General features: G+C 40.4%; 14 protein-coding genes. 10 read left to right on the forward strand and 4 right to left on the reverse strand.

The window, feature by feature from the left end; translation table 11 throughout:
- Positions 1 to 2: 2 nt before the first annotated feature.
- Positions 3 to 452, forward strand: a complete 450-nt coding sequence (locus ACFI34_RS05155; protein WP_462672651.1) for a low molecular weight protein-tyrosine-phosphatase — start codon at positions 3 to 5, stop codon at positions 450 to 452.
- Positions 453 to 547: 95 nt separating this feature from the next.
- Positions 548 to 1,060 carry a hypothetical protein gene (locus ACFI34_RS05160; RefSeq protein ID WP_462672652.1) on the forward strand — a complete coding sequence of 171 codons (513 nt, stop codon included), beginning with the start codon at positions 548 to 550 and terminating at the stop codon, positions 1,058 to 1,060.
- A gap of 59 nt (positions 1,061 to 1,119) precedes the next feature.
- On the opposite strand, the gene ACFI34_RS05165 is transcribed toward ACFI34_RS05160, so the two are convergent.
- Entirely contained in the window at positions 1,120 to 2,232 is a 1,113-nt protein-coding gene (locus ACFI34_RS05165; RefSeq protein WP_462672653.1) for an energy transducer TonB, read from the reverse strand.
- A gap of 630 nt (positions 2,233 to 2,862) precedes the next feature.
- On the opposite strand from ACFI34_RS05165, the gene ACFI34_RS05170 reads away from it, so the two are divergent.
- The 6 genes from ACFI34_RS05170 (at position 2,863) to csrA (ending at position 8,931) form a co-directional block, all read left to right on the forward strand.
- Entirely contained in the window at positions 2,863 to 3,486 is a 624-nt protein-coding gene (locus ACFI34_RS05170; protein WP_006794352.1) for a GTP cyclohydrolase II, read from the forward strand.
- 77 nt (positions 3,487 to 3,563) lie between these two features.
- Positions 3,564 to 4,352: a BPSS1780 family membrane protein gene (locus tag ACFI34_RS05175; RefSeq protein WP_462672654.1), complete on the forward strand. Its 789-nt coding sequence runs from the start codon at positions 3,564 to 3,566 to the stop codon at positions 4,350 to 4,352.
- Positions 4,352 to 4,804: a regulatory protein RecX gene (locus ACFI34_RS05180; protein ID WP_462672655.1), complete on the forward strand. Its 453-nt coding sequence runs from the start codon at positions 4,352 to 4,354 to the stop codon at positions 4,802 to 4,804. Before ACFI34_RS05175 ends, ACFI34_RS05180 begins: the two co-directional genes overlap by 1 nt.
- Before the next feature lie 19 nt (positions 4,805 to 4,823).
- Positions 4,824 to 7,424 carry an alanine--tRNA ligase gene (gene alaS, locus ACFI34_RS05185; RefSeq protein ID WP_462672656.1) on the forward strand — a complete coding sequence of 867 codons (2,601 nt, stop codon included), beginning with the start codon at positions 4,824 to 4,826 and terminating at the stop codon, positions 7,422 to 7,424.
- Between the two features lie 6 nt (positions 7,425 to 7,430).
- Complete coding sequence (locus ACFI34_RS05190; RefSeq protein ID WP_462672657.1) at positions 7,431 to 8,648, forward strand: aspartate kinase; 1,218 nt, start codon at positions 7,431 to 7,433, stop codon at positions 8,646 to 8,648.
- Positions 8,649 to 8,739: 91 nt separating this feature from the next.
- Positions 8,740 to 8,931, forward strand: coding sequence for a carbon storage regulator CsrA (gene csrA / locus ACFI34_RS05195; RefSeq protein WP_004587515.1), 192 nt, complete (start codon positions 8,740 to 8,742; stop codon positions 8,929 to 8,931).
- 51 nt (positions 8,932 to 8,982) lie between these two features.
- Here the strand turns inward: csrA and ACFI34_RS05200 are convergent, their stop codons facing one another.
- The 3 genes from ACFI34_RS05200 to ACFI34_RS05210 form a co-directional block, all read right to left on the reverse strand.
- Positions 8,983 to 9,450 (reverse strand): YcxB family protein, encoded by a 468-nt coding sequence (locus ACFI34_RS05200; RefSeq protein ID WP_058404829.1) that lies wholly within the window; start codon positions 9,448 to 9,450, stop codon positions 8,983 to 8,985.
- Between the two features lie 133 nt (positions 9,451 to 9,583).
- Positions 9,584 to 9,775: a hypothetical protein gene (locus ACFI34_RS05205; RefSeq protein ID WP_006794346.1), complete on the reverse strand. Its 192-nt coding sequence runs from the start codon at positions 9,773 to 9,775 to the stop codon at positions 9,584 to 9,586.
- Positions 9,776 to 9,826: 51 nt separating this feature from the next.
- A complete protein-coding gene (locus ACFI34_RS05210; protein ID WP_006794345.1) occupies positions 9,827 to 10,000 on the reverse strand; it encodes a DUF1328 family protein in 174 nt (57 codons plus the stop codon).
- Positions 10,001 to 10,522: 522 nt separating this feature from the next.
- Here ACFI34_RS05210 and ACFI34_RS05215 point away from each other — a divergent pair.
- Together ACFI34_RS05215 and oadA are read left to right on the forward strand one after the other, a co-directional pair.
- Positions 10,523 to 10,768, forward strand: coding sequence for an OadG family protein (locus tag ACFI34_RS05215; protein WP_058404828.1), 246 nt, complete (start codon positions 10,523 to 10,525; stop codon positions 10,766 to 10,768).
- Between the two features lie 11 nt (positions 10,769 to 10,779).
- A complete protein-coding gene (gene oadA, locus ACFI34_RS05220) occupies positions 10,780 to 12,561 on the forward strand; it encodes a sodium-extruding oxaloacetate decarboxylase subunit alpha (protein ID WP_462672658.1) in 1,782 nt (593 codons plus the stop codon).
- Positions 12,562 to 12,571 lie beyond the last annotated feature (10 nt).

Here is a 12,571-nt window from a genome sequence, read left to right on the forward strand (position 1 = left end):
CAATGAAAAAAGTACTGATTGTATGTTTAGGTAATATTTGCCGTTCACCTACTGCTGAGGCGGTTTTAAAAGCGCGTGCAAAGGCCTTGGGTGTAAAGGTGGTGGTCGATTCTGCAGGTACAATTGGCTATCACGAAGGAAAATCGCCCGATAGCCGTTCAATGGCGGCGGGTGAAAAGCGCGGCTATAGCTTTAAAGGAATACACTCGCGTAAAGTTCGCACTAGCGACTTTACCGAGTTTGATTTAATTTTAGCAGCTGACAAACAAAACTTAACTGATTTAAAAGAGCAGTGCCCACCGCATTTACACTATAAGTTAGCGTTGTTTTTAGAGTATGGGGAGCAAAGCACAAGTGCCATACCTGATCCCTATTACGGTGGTGACGACGGCTTTGAAAACGTACTTGATTTAATTGAAGCGGCCAGCGATAACATACTTGCTAAAATGTAAGCGCCTCTTATCAGTTTGTTACATTAACGAACATTTGTTTCATTGCCCTTTGTTCCTTAATTAAGTACGATTTATGCTTACTTAAAAGGAATGTTATGAATACAAAAATATTACTACTGGTTTTATCACTTGGTTCGGGTTCTGCTTTTGCTAATGATGTGAGCTTTTCGATTGGGGGTGGCTACCCTTACTTGGTTGTTCCTGAAGCGTCTTTATCGGCAGATAACAATTCTCAGCGCTGGTACGCAAACTATAAAATTGGCCTAGATGATGGCTTTTCAGTGGGTTTTGAACAAGCTGTAAGTAATAACAATAAACACGCATTGGGTGTGTTAGTTGGGGCTATTGGCGCACGTGATACCGATCAACCATGTGAAAGCACAAACACTGACGACATTGCTAGCGAGCTAGGTAATATTTTTGGATGTGCGCTAGGGCAAATATTTGATGATGAAACCACAAATGGTATTGGGCTTACATACAGTTATAACTTTAACGGCTTAAATAATAGTGGTTTTAGACTAATACTTGATGCGGGCTATGGTAAAACAAGTGACAGTAACGAAAAAAGAGCCGATGGGGCTATTCGTATCAGTTACGAATTTTAGGGCGTCGTGAGTAAAAATAAAAAAGGCGCTAAATAGCGCCTTTTTTATTTGTAAAACCGCTAGCGATTTATTTTAAAATCTATTTGCACCTGGGTGCTTGCTACTACGGGGCTTCCGTTTTCAAATTTGGGTGCGTAACGCCATTTTTTAAGTGCCTCTAATGCTGACTTTTCAAATGCGTGGCCACCTTCTGAGCTTATTACTGATGAGTTTTTTACAAAACCCGCGGTGTCTACATCAAACTGAAGAACAACAATACCATCGGTATTTTGGCGGGCTTTATTTATTGGGTACTCAGGCGGTTGGCGATAAACCGGTGTTTGTTCTTGTGAATCTTTCCATGGCACCATTTCAGCAATGGCTAAACAATGTTTAGTTGCTTGCTCGCTTTGACCTGTTTTTTCGTAAAGGTTTACAAGTTTTGAGTGCGCGGTAAGTTCGGCGTTATGATCAAAGCTTAGGTTGCTATCGAATACCGAAACAACATGGTTTAGACGCTCAATCGCTTTTTTATATTTTTTCTTACTTTGCGCAAACGAGGCGACTAAAAAGTCTGCTTTGATTCGCTCAACCGTGTTTTCGTCTAAATTTTCACGGTAGTACTCATCAGCTTCGGTTAGCAATTTTTGGGCTGCACGAAATTTTTTATGTGCAAACTTACTTGCTAACAACGACGCGGCTTCAAATTGCATATCGGCAACAAACTTTGGTTTATTTTGCGCTTTGGCAATGTCGATTATACGTTCGAGATGATCTTCTGCCAAAGACGCTGATTTAGCATTTTCGGCTTTACCTAAAAGTGCGTCGAGTGTTTGTAATGCATTTTTGCCGTGGTTATCAGCTAAAATTGTATAGGCTTGTGAGTAAAGGCTGTAACGCTGTTGCCTGATGTTTTTTTTGCTGCTTGTTGTGCTTGGCGGTGTAATGGCTTTAGCATAATTAATAGCAAGGTTTGCTGTGTTGTCGCTTTTATCGCCGTAAAAAGTAAGGCCTGTAGTGTAAGCTCGTTTTGCGGCTTGCTCAATATCGTGTTTTGTTTCTAAAGCGTTTAGGTAGCTCTGGTAGGCAGTTGAAAAAGCCGCTTTAGCGTTGTCAGCTTGGCTAGCAAGTACATTATTTGTAAAGGCAGATAAACTTAATCCAACAAGTAGAGCAAGGTGTTGTGGCTTCATAATGATCCTTATTAATTGTAAACCTGAACGTTGAATAGTAACGCAATTTTAAATCGCTATATTTAGCGTTAGCTGCATTAAATTTAATTACAATACGCATGTAACTTTACGAGTGAATTTACATTGCTTTCACTAAAGTATTGATTAAAAACAGCAAACTTAAATATTACTATCCTCGTATTATTTAAAATTACGAATAATCTAATTAATAATAATTTACTATACATTATAACCATTGTCATTATACAGGTACAAAAGCCACTATTATGTGCTGATTTAATGTGTTTTTTAATTAGCCTGAACGCTGGTTAAGAGAGTTGCTAACATGTTGAATAATGATGATATTTAAATTTTATTTTTCTAGTCAGAGATTTTCAATGAAACAAGGCGATTTTACGCGTCAATAGCTGGCCCATTGCAAGTAAGTTCAACGCTGTTAGCGCTGAAAATAGCTGCTAAAGATAGGTTTATTATCTAGAGTTAGGGTTAATTAGGGTTAGTCATTGAAAACAGGCGCTGTCGTCGCCATATAATTGCGATAAACAATGTTGTACTACGATCTAATTTTACTCTTTTGTGATATTATCACTTTATTGTCGTGTCGTAGTTATTTAAATATTTGGATTTGTCGTGGCGCAAGTAAGAGCAAGAGTCCAACTTAATGTTGGCAAAAATAGTGATATCCCTGCAGAAATAGTGTCATTTACTGACCTAAAAGATGGCCAAGAGCATATTGCTATGGTGTTTAACAACGCCGATACCGAGCAAGATGTACCGCTTATTCGTATGCATTCGGAGTGTTTAACGGGGGATGTTTTTCATTCGTCACGCTGTGATTGCGGCGAACAGTTAAACGAATGTATTGAAATGATGCACGAGCAAGGCGGTATTTTGCTTTACTTACGCCAAGAAGGCCGTGGTATTGGTTTATACAATAAAATTGATGCTTACGTATTGCAATCGCAAGGTATGAATACCTACGAGGCCAATAACCATTTAGGTTTTGCAGACGACTTACGCGACTTTTCGGATGCGGTATTAATGCTTAATGCGCTTAATTTAAAGCATGTTAAATTAATGACCAACAACCCTAAAAAGCTCAATGCCTTAAAAGACGCGGGTATTGAAGTTGATACGGTTATTGGTACACACGCACACATAAAAGCGGGTGTAGCAGGTAACAAAGCCTACTTAGAAACCAAAATAAAGCATGGCGCACATATGCTAGATATTAAAAAAATTAAAAAACCTTAATATTACTGGTCTGCCTCTGTGATCCCACCCAACGCCAAGTTATACTTGGCGTGTTTCGTTATAAATTAAGAGCAAGTATGTCTACACAATTACGAGTATTTAAAGCAGATGCCGGGCTAAAGTGGTTAAAAGCGGGATGGCTTATTTTTAAAACCCAGCCAATGACGTTTATTTTTATGCATTTATTTATTGGCATTGTGGGCTTACTGTCGTTGTTTTTACCTTTACTGCAAGTGGTTGCTGCACTGGCTACGCCTTTTTTAACTGCTGGCTTTTACCAAGCCGTGCTGACCAAACAGCAAGGCGGTAAAATAATGTTGGCTGACATTCTTAAGCCATTTTCAGTCAAAGGCAACCGTTTGGGCTTGGTTCGTTTTGCGTTATACCAAATGGGGGCGGGTATTTTAATGGCGTTATTAGCAAACGGTTTATTTGCCGATGCCGTAGCAATTATGAGCCAGCCAGGACTTGAGCCTCAGGCTGCACTTGAGCAAACTCTTGCGAGTATTTCGGGTGCGAGTGTTATTTTATTTTTTATGGCCATGCTTATTTATTTAACAGCCTTTGCCTATGCGTTACCGCTTGTTTATTTTAATAAAGAGCAACGTATTTTAACGGCGCTTAAGCAATCGCTTATGGTTTTTTATCATAATTTGTTTCCGCTAAGTGTTTTTGGTGTTATTTGCGTACTATTTATGGCGGTTTCTATGTTCTTATCGTTCTTACCACTGTTGATTTTAATGCCGATTTGCTACATTAGTTTTTTTGTTTCTTATCAGGCGATTTTTATGCCGGTTGTCCCGCCAAGTGACGACAAAAATGTTAAGCCACTTAGCAGTGAAACAAGCGGACGCTTTGACGCTTAATGGATGATAAGTTAAAACAAAAATTAAAAAATTATGTACTTTGGTTACTCGGACGCCAAGAATACTCGCGCCGTGAGTTAACCTTTAAATTACAGCAAAAAGAAGCCACAGATGAGTTTATCGAAAATTTGCTTGATTGGTGCGAAAAGCACAATTTTATAAACGAGCAACGTTACTGTGAAGGCTTTGTAAGAAAACACATTTTTAAATGCCATGGGCTTAAGCGAATTCAAAGCGAGGCTATGGGCAAAGGGATTGACCGTTCGCTACTCGAAAGGGTAGTTGAAGAGCTTGAAGTAGACTGGTTTGAGCTTGCGCAGGATGCGTACAATAAAAAATATTCAAATACACCGGCAAACCTCGATTACAAAGACAAGGCTAAGCGCGTGCGCTACTTAATGTATCGAGGTTTTAGCTACGAACAAATCGATTTTGCAATGCAATCACAGTAAATACAGGTGAGATTTTCACATGCAGCACATGACTACCGCACAAATTAGGCAACAGTTTTTAGACTTTTTTGCCAGCAAGCAACACCAAGTTGTTCCTTCAAGCTCGCTTATTCCGGGCAACGATGCCACGTTATTGTTTAACAATGCCGGTATGGTGCAATTTAAAGATGTATTTTTAGGCGCGGAATCTCGCCCATATACACGTGCAACAAGCTCACAGCGTTGTGTACGTGCTGGTGGTAAACACAACGATTTAGAAAACGTGGGTTACACAGCGCGCCACCACACATTTTTTGAAATGTTAGGTAACTTCAGTTTTGGTGACTACTTTAAGCAAGAAGCAATTAAGTTTGCGTGGGAGTTTTTAACTGAGGTTGTTAAATTACCTCAGGAAAAACTGCTTGTTACTATTTACCACGATGATGAAGAAGCATTTGAGTACTGGTCAAAAGATATTGGCTTAAGTGAAGATCGCATTATTCGTATAGCTACCTCTGATAACTTTTGGTCTATGGGTGATACAGGCCCGTGTGGTCCATGTTCTGAAATATTTTATGATCACGGTGAGCATATTTGGGGTGGTCCTCCAGGCTCTCCAGAGGAAGACGGCGACCGTTTTATCGAAATTTGGAACCTCGTATTTATGCAGTACAACCGTCAAAGCGACGGTACTATGCTGCCTCTACCTAAGCAATCTGTTGATACGGGCATGGGCCTTGAGCGTATTTCTGCTATTTTGCAGGGCGTGCATTCAAACTACGAAATCGATTTATTCCAAGGCTTAATTGCAGCAGCGGCGAGTGTCACTAACGCGCAAGATATGGACGATAAGTCGCTTCGCGTAGTAGCGGATCATATTCGCTCATGTGCGTTTTTAATCTCCGACGGTGTTATGCCATCTAACGAAGGCCGTGGTTACGTACTTCGTCGTATTATTCGCCGTGCGGTACGCCATGGTAATAAGCTTGGCGCACAAGGCGCGTTTTTCTTTAAATTAGTTGCTGCACTTATTGAGCAAATGGGTCAAGCGTACCCAGAGCTTGCTAAGCAACAAGAGATTATCGAAAAAGTACTGCGTATTGAAGAAGAGCAATTTGGTAAAACACTTGAGCGTGGCTTAGCTATTTTAGAAGAAAGCTTAAGCGACCTTAAGGGCGATGTGATCCCAGGCGATTTAGTATTTAAACTTTACGATACGTATGGTTTCCCTGCCGATTTAACCGCCGATGTTGCGCGTGAGCGCCAAATGACCATTGATCATAAAGGCTTTGAAGAATGCATGGCTGTACAGCGTAAAACTGCGCAGCAAGCTGGTAAATTTGGTGCCGATTACAACGAGCAGTTAAAATCAGATAAACACACTGACTTTAAAGGCTACGACAGCACGCATTACAGCGCGACAGTGGTTGAAGTGTTTGCCGGTGGTAAGGCCGTACAGTTATTAGAAGATGGCCAAGAAGGCATTGTTGTACTAGACCGCACACCGTTTTACGCAGAGTCGGGCGGCCAAACGGGCGATACCGGTACAATTACAGTGGCTGGTGGCGAGTTTAATGTGACTAACACCACTAAATTGGGTAATGCATTTGCGCACCACGGTACAGTACAAGGCCGTATTGGTGTTAACGATAAAGTGGATGCCAATATTGATGACGCACGCCGTGATCGTATTAAGAAAAACCATACAGCTACGCATATTTTACACGAAGCATTACGTCAGTTATTAGGTGAACATGTAAGCCAAAAAGGCTCTTTAGTTCAAGCGGATCGTTTACGATTTGATTTCTCGCACTTTGAAGCCGTTACTAAAGACGAACTACGTGATATTGAGCGTGTAGTTAACGACGAAATTCGCCGTAACTTTGCACTTAACACTGAGCTTATGGCTATTGATGATGCTAAAGCTAAAGGTGCTATGGCGCTGTTTGGCGAAAAATATGACGACGAAGTACGCGTAGTAACCATTGGTGATTACTCAATTGAGCTTTGTGGTGGTACACACGTTGAGCGTGCGGGTGATATTGGCTTATTCAAAATTGTATCTGAAAGCGGTATTGCCGCAGGTGTTCGCCGTATAGAAGCAGTAACTGGCGCAGATGCAGTTGCTTATGTAAGTGAGCAAGAGCAACAGCTTAGCGATGTAGCAGCGCTTGTTAAAGGCGATAGCGCATCAGTACTTGAAAAAGTAACTGCGCTTCTTGAAAAGTCTAAAGGCCTTGAAAAGCAAATTGCTCAGCTTAACGACAAGCTAGCGAGCGCAGCAGGTGCGTCTTTACTTGATTCGATTGTAGAAATTAATGGCGTTAAGCTATTGGTTGCAAATGTTGAAGGCACTGAGTCTAAAGCGCTTCGTGGTATGGTTGACGACCTTAAAAACAAGATTGGTTCAGGTGTTATTGCCCTCGGTGTTGCCAGCGGTGAAAAAGTAAGTCTAATTGCCGGTGTGACTAAAGACTTAACTGGTAAAGTAAAAGCCGGTGAGCTTGTAAACCACATGGCTTCTCAAGTAGGTGGTAAAGGTGGCGGTCGTCCTGATATGGCACAAGCGGGTGGTTCTGAACCACAAAACCTTGCTGCGGCACTTGATAGCGTTAAAGCTTGGTTAACTGAGCGTACTTAGGCCTAAGTGGCGTTAATTGTTCAAAAATATGGCGGCACGTCGGTTGGCTCAATAGAGCGAATAGAAGCGGTCGCCGACCTTGTTGTTAAAACTAGGCAACAAGGTCACCAAGTGGTTGTGGTGCTCTCGGCTATGTCGGGAGAAACCAACCGCTTAATTAATCTTGCCAAACAAATAGATTCCCGTCCTAGTAACCGAGAACTCGACGTGCTAATCAGTACCGGCGAGCAAGTATCGGTTTCGTTATTGGCTATGGCTATTATCAAACGCGGCCACTCAGCCGTAAGCCTGCTTGCCGATCAAGTTAATATTCAAACCGATAATATGTTCGGTAAAGCCCGCATTACAGACATTGCAGCTACACGTTTAAAGCATGAACTTGAGCATAACCGTATTGCTATTATTGCCGGGTTTCAGGGGCGTGATGTTGAAGGCAATATAACAACACTTGGCAGAGGCGGCACTGATACGTCGGCTGTAGAAATAGCTGCGGCTATAAAAGCCGATGAATGTCAGATCTATACTGATGTTGACGGCGTATATACTACAGATCCTCGGGTTGAACCTAACGCACGAAGAATGAGCCAAGTGACCTTTGCTGAAATGCTAGAGTTAGCAAGCTTAGGTGCTAAAGTATTGCATATTCGTTCTGTTGAGGCGGCAGGTAAACACAGTGTTCCATTAAGGGTGCTTTCGAGCTTTAACCCCGATGAAGGAACATTGATTACGTTTGAGGAAGACGATATGCCAAGTAAAGTTGTTTCAGGTATTGCATTTAATGCAGATGAGTGCTTAATTAAGGTACAGGGTGTGCAAAGCGGCACTCAAAATCTTGTAAAAATATTGAAACTTTTTGCTGATAACGGCATCGAAATAGATATGATTAATCAAGTTAATCATATCTTTGAAAAAATAGACTATGCTTTTACTGTGCATTCGAACGACTACCCGCAAGCACTTGAGTTACTAACCGAGCAAAAGGTGTCTTTAGGTGCTGAAAATATAATCGGGCTAACAACCATTGCAAAAGTATCTGCTGTTGGTATGGGAATGAAATCGCACTGGGGTGTTGCTAGTTTATTTTTCGATGCCTTAGCAAATGAAAATATCAATGTAGTTTTAGTGTCTACATCAGAGATTAAAATTTCAGTTTTAATAGATGAAAAGTATCTCGAACTGGCAGTTCGTGCATTACACAAAGTATTTTTAACGGAAAGTAGATAGATAGTGAGTTTTTACTTACTTTTTAGTCTATTTTTCATTAATATGGATAGGCGGAATCTTATAATTTTTATTGGAACATGGGAGCAAGAGAATGCTAATACTAACTCGTAGAGTAGGTGAAACCCTTATGATCGGTGACGAAGTAACAGTGACCGTTTTAGGAGTTAAAGGAAATCAAGTTCGAATTGGTGTAAACGCACCAAAAGACGTTTCAGTGCATCGTGAAGAGATTTACATGCGTATACAAGCTGAAAAGTCTAACCCTAATCCGGGCAACGCTTAATCAACACGTATACTTAACTAAATAATTTATTTAGCTAAGTCAAAAAGCCACTCATTGAGTGGCTTTTTTGTTTATAAAGTCGAGCATTTCATCTGTGAGTATTTGCTTTGAAATATATTGCAGGCTGTTTTTATTTTTAATTAACACGCCCCGTGGCGTTTCAATTACCTCAGCGATGTCTTGCCAAGCTAGTTGGTAGCTTTTGTAGTGGTTTGCCGATTTAATGCCTTCATCATCAAAGGTGAGTGTAACCTCAGAGCCTGATGCTCGGCTAAACATTTGTCTGGTTACCCACCATGGCCTGCGGTAATAAAAAGCAACGCATTCAAGCACAGCAACCATGATCAAAAATGTTCCTAAATAATGATCAGCTAAACCGTAAATGCTAAATAAACCAAGCGAGACTAAAAGTACCAGTAAAAAGTACTTAGGTTGTGCGCGTTTGCTGTAAGGAAGTGACTCGTCAAAGCATTCGTAAAAGTAGGGTTTATCAAGTGTGTAGGTGGTTGAAAATGACATAGTGCCTTGCTTTAAAAATCGTTTTATATATTTTAGCAAGTTCGCTTATAAATGAGCAGCTTTATAATACGTGCATTTATTTTAGGCACAAAAAAACGGCTTAAGAGCCGTTTTTTTAATAATATGCTAACTATTAACAGTTAGTTTCTTCAGCGTTTACGCCTTCTTTCACTTCTTCGCACGTATCTTCAACAGAATTTTGTACATCTGTTACTACTTCATCAATACGTTCACCGGCTTCTTCTGCGTTGTTATCTTGACAACCCATGATGAAAAAACTTGCGAAAAGACCAATTAGTGCTGCTTTTAAAGTTGTAGAGTTCATAATGTAATTCCTTGTAAATAAATAAAATTGTAGTGTTAGTTTAGTATATGCCTACCTGGGCGATTTACCACGTAGCGCACCTGAAACTAACGAAATAACTAAAAGTACTATAAAAATAAAGAATATAATTTTTGCTATACCAGCTGCGGCACCTGCGATACCACCAAAACCTAACACTGCAGCGATTAAAGCAATAACTAAAAATGTGATTGTCCAGCGTAACATTGTTTTCTCCTTGGTTATCAAATTTGTACACAATAGCTAATGCCAGTACTGTGCCATAATATATTTTTGTTTTATATCAGTGTCTTGTGTGCTTTTGTTTGTTTTTTGACTTTGTTAAATTGGTAACTTTTACGTTGGGTTGTGTAACTTATTCACACACAAGTACAGGTTGCAATTAAAGGGTGCTTAAAAAAGCCCTCTTGGTAAGACCAATTAACAAGTTTGTTTTTTTCTACACATTATGAGTGATTTTAGGTTCAGTAAAGTACGGGAAATTCGGCTTTGTTAAAAATTCAGCTATAGCTTAAAAATATAGTGAGTATTTTTTGTGTGTATTATGGGGTGTTGATGGATAAGGGTTTTTGCTGTGGTTAATAAATTTGGTTATATGTTATTTTTATTTTAATTGGTTTTACCAATTTACAATAGCTAGACAAAGATATTTGTTTTGTTATTATCTAGTGAATAAATATTTAACTAAATCGACTTTTTATTTTCGATATGGGTTTCAAGGGGAGAAAAATGGATATAGGTGCTGTACTTACAACCGCTGGTAGCTTAATGCTAACAGGTATGGTTGGAGTGTTTGTCTTTCTTTCGATATTAATTGGCGCAGTTACAATAATGTCTAACTTAGTGGCGCGTTTTAGCCCTGCTGAAGTTGCGACTCCAGTTAAGTCACCATCGTTTAAATCTCAAGGTGTGCCAAATGAGCACATCGCTGCTATTAGTGCTGCCATTGCTCAGTACAAATCAAATAACAAATAAGGGGCACACACATGGCTAAATTAAAATTAACAGAATTGGTTCTTCGTGATGCGCATCAGTCATTACTTGCGACGCGTATGCGCTTAGATGACATGCTACCGATTGCAAGTAAATTAGATGATGCAGGCTACTGGTCAATAGAATCGTGGGGCGGTGCGACCTTTGATTCTTGTATTCGTTATTTAGGTGAAGATCCGTGGGAGCGTATTCGTGCGCTTAAAAAAGCGATGCCAAATACTAAGCAGCAAATGCTATTACGCGGTCAAAACTTATTAGGTTACCGCCATTATGCTGACGATGTTGTTGAAAAGTTTGTTGAGCGCGCACACAAAAACGGTGTTGATGTGTTTCGTATTTTTGATGCTATGAATGATGTACGTAACCTAGAAACAGCCATTAAAGCGGCTGTTAAGGTAGGTGCTCATGCTCAAGGTACTATTTCGTATACGGTAAGCCCTGTTCATACACTTGATATGTGGTTAACGCTAGCTAAGCAATTAGAAGAGCTGGGTTGTCATTCAATTTGTATTAAAGATATGGCGGGTTTGTTAAAGCCATATGACGCAGAAGAGCTTATAAAAGCGCTGAAAGAAACAGTGTCGATTCCAATTGCTATGCAATGCCATGCTACAACAGGTTTAAGTACTGCTACGTACCAAAAAGCGATTGATGCAGGTATTGATATGCTTGATACCGCTATCTCGTCTATGAGTATGACTTACGGTCATTCAGCAACAGAAACCATTGTAGCAATTGTTGAAGGTACAGCGCGAGATACTGAGCTTGATTTAAACCAACTTGAAGAAATTGCAGCTTACTTTAGAGATGTTCGTAAAAAATACGCTGCATTCGAAGGTAGTTTAAAAGGCGTAGATGGACGTATTTTACTCGCTCAAGTACCTGGTGGCATGTTAACTAACATGGAAAACCAACTTAAAGAGCAAGGTGCCGCTGATAAGCTTAACGAAGTACTACTTGAAATACCGCGCGTACGCGAAGATTTAGGTTTTATTCCACTTGTTACGCCAACGTCACAAATTGTAGGTACGCAGGCAGTACTGAACGTACTAACCGGTGAGCGTTACAAAACAGTCACAAAAGAAACAGCAGGTGTATTAAAAGGCGAATATGGTTTAACACCAGCTCCAATGAACAAAGAGCTACAAGAGCGAGTACTTGATGGGAGCGACGTTATTACGTGTCGCCCAGCTGACAATATTGCGCCTGAGCTTGAAACGCTTGAAGCTGAGCTATTAAAAGAAGCGCAAGAACAAGGTTTAACACTTGCTGATGATAAAATTGACGACGTACTTACTTATGCACTGTTCCCGCAGGTTGGTTTGAAGTTTATCAAAAACCGTAACAATCCAGATGCGTTTGAACCAGCTCCTAGCGTAGAAGATAATTCAAGTAAGTCACCAGCTAAGGTGTCAGCCAAAGGTAACAGTGTTAAGGCTGAGCAATATAGCGTTAAGGTAGACGGTAAGGTTTACGACGTTGTCGTAGCGCAAGGCGGCGAGCTTAAAGAGGTAGCGTTAAAAGATTCTGAGCACTTACCTCAGTCTGCTTCGGTTGCTTCGGGTGAAACGCTAAATGCACCTTTAGCAGGTAATATTTTTAAAGTTAAAGTGAAAGCGGGCCAGGTTGTAAACGAAGGTGATGTTGTTGTGATTATGGAAGCCATGAAAATGGAGACTGAGGTTCGCGCAATGCATACTGGTACCATTGCTGAAGTGCTTGTGTCTGAGGGTGACTCAGTGACCACTGGCGACGCAATTATTGCGCTGGCTTAAGGAGTAAATG

It is taken from the genome of Pseudoalteromonas sp. PSi26 (assembly GCF_054960575.1).

Excerpts from the sequence above, each read along its gene's own strand:
- ACFI34_RS05205 (WP_006794346.1), bottom strand. The coding sequence starts at position 9,775 with ATGAACTCTACAACTTTAAAAGCAGCACTAATTGGTCTTTTCGCAAGT.
- csrA (WP_004587515.1), top strand. The coding sequence starts at position 8,740 with ATGCTAATACTAACTCGTAGAGTAGGTGAAACCCTTATGATCGGTGAC.
- ACFI34_RS05210 (WP_006794345.1), bottom strand. The coding sequence starts at position 10,000 with ATGTTACGCTGGACAATCACATTTTTAGTTATTGCTTTAATCGCTGCA.
- ACFI34_RS05200 (WP_058404829.1), bottom strand. The coding sequence starts at position 9,450 with ATGTCATTTTCAACCACCTACACACTTGATAAACCCTACTTTTACGAA.
- oadA (WP_462672658.1), top strand. The coding sequence starts at position 10,780 with ATGGCTAAATTAAAATTAACAGAATTGGTTCTTCGTGATGCGCATCAG.
- ACFI34_RS05180 (WP_462672655.1), top strand. The coding sequence starts at position 4,352 with ATGGATGATAAGTTAAAACAAAAATTAAAAAATTATGTACTTTGGTTA.
- ACFI34_RS05165 (WP_462672653.1), bottom strand. The coding sequence starts at position 2,232 with ATGAAGCCACAACACCTTGCTCTACTTGTTGGATTAAGTTTATCTGCC.
- ACFI34_RS05175 (WP_462672654.1), top strand. The coding sequence starts at position 3,564 with ATGTCTACACAATTACGAGTATTTAAAGCAGATGCCGGGCTAAAGTGG.
- ACFI34_RS05155 (WP_462672651.1), top strand. The coding sequence starts at position 3 with ATGAAAAAAGTACTGATTGTATGTTTAGGTAATATTTGCCGTTCACCT.
- ACFI34_RS05160 (WP_462672652.1), top strand. The coding sequence starts at position 548 with ATGAATACAAAAATATTACTACTGGTTTTATCACTTGGTTCGGGTTCT.
- alaS (WP_462672656.1), top strand. The coding sequence starts at position 4,824 with ATGCAGCACATGACTACCGCACAAATTAGGCAACAGTTTTTAGACTTT.
- ACFI34_RS05215 (WP_058404828.1), top strand. The coding sequence starts at position 10,523 with ATGGATATAGGTGCTGTACTTACAACCGCTGGTAGCTTAATGCTAACA.